Here is an 891-nt window from a genome sequence, read left to right on the forward strand (position 1 = left end):
GCCTTCACGCTGCGGCGGACCTCCTCGCGCTGATCCAGCGACGCCAGCGCGCCCATCCGGACGCCCTCGGCCGACGGCGCCCCGATCACCGTCTTGGCCAGGCGCGCCGAGACGGCCTGGACGACGGCGTCGACCCGGTCGGCGGGGACGAAGGCGCGGCGGATGGCGGTGCACTTCTGCCCGGCCTTGACCGTCATCTCGGCGACCAGGGCCGTGACGAACAGGTCGAACTCGGCCGTGTCGGGGGTGGCGTCGGGGCCGAGGGCGGACAGGTTGAGCGAGTCGGCCTCGGCGGTGAACCGCACCGCGTTGCGCACCAGCGTGGGGTGGGTGCGCAGGGTCTGCGCGGTGGACGCCGACCCGGTGAAGGAGACCAGGTCCTGGCCGGTGAGGTGGTCGAAGGTGTCGCCCAGCGAGCCGGCCACGAACTGCAGCGCCCCGGCCGGCAGGATCCCCGACCCGACGATCAGCTCGACCAGCGTCGCGGTCAGGAACGCGGTCGGGCTGGCCGGCTTGACCAGGCTCGGGACCCCGGCCAGGAACGCCGGGGCGAGTTTCTCCAACGGCCCCCAGACCGGGAAGTTGAACGCGTTGACCTGCACCGCGACCCCGCGCAACGGCACGCACAGGTGCTGGCCCACGAACCTGCCACCGCGCCCGAGCGGCTCCACCGCCCCGTCCACGTAGACGGTGTCGTTGGGGAGCTCGCGTTTGGCCTTGGAGGCGTAGGCCAGCAGCACCCCGATCCCGCCGTCGACGTCGAACTTCGCATCGCCGAGGGTGGCCCCGGTCCGCGCGGAGACGGCGTAGAGCTCCTCGCGGTGCTCGCGCAGGTGCTGCCCGAGCGCCTTGAGCAGCCCGGCCCGCTGATGGAAGGTCAACTCCCGCAGC

At 73.1% G+C, this 891-nt stretch carries 1 protein-coding gene; it reads right to left on the bottom strand.

From position 1 onward, the window contains the following. On the bottom strand, positions 1 to 891 hold an 891-nt coding region (locus PKE99_RS37880), incomplete at both ends, for an aldehyde dehydrogenase family protein (protein ID WP_271215076.1).

It is taken from the genome of Pseudonocardia halophobica (genome assembly GCF_027922425.1).
GTDB lineage: Bacteria > Actinomycetota > Actinomycetes > Mycobacteriales > Pseudonocardiaceae > Pseudonocardia > Pseudonocardia halophobica.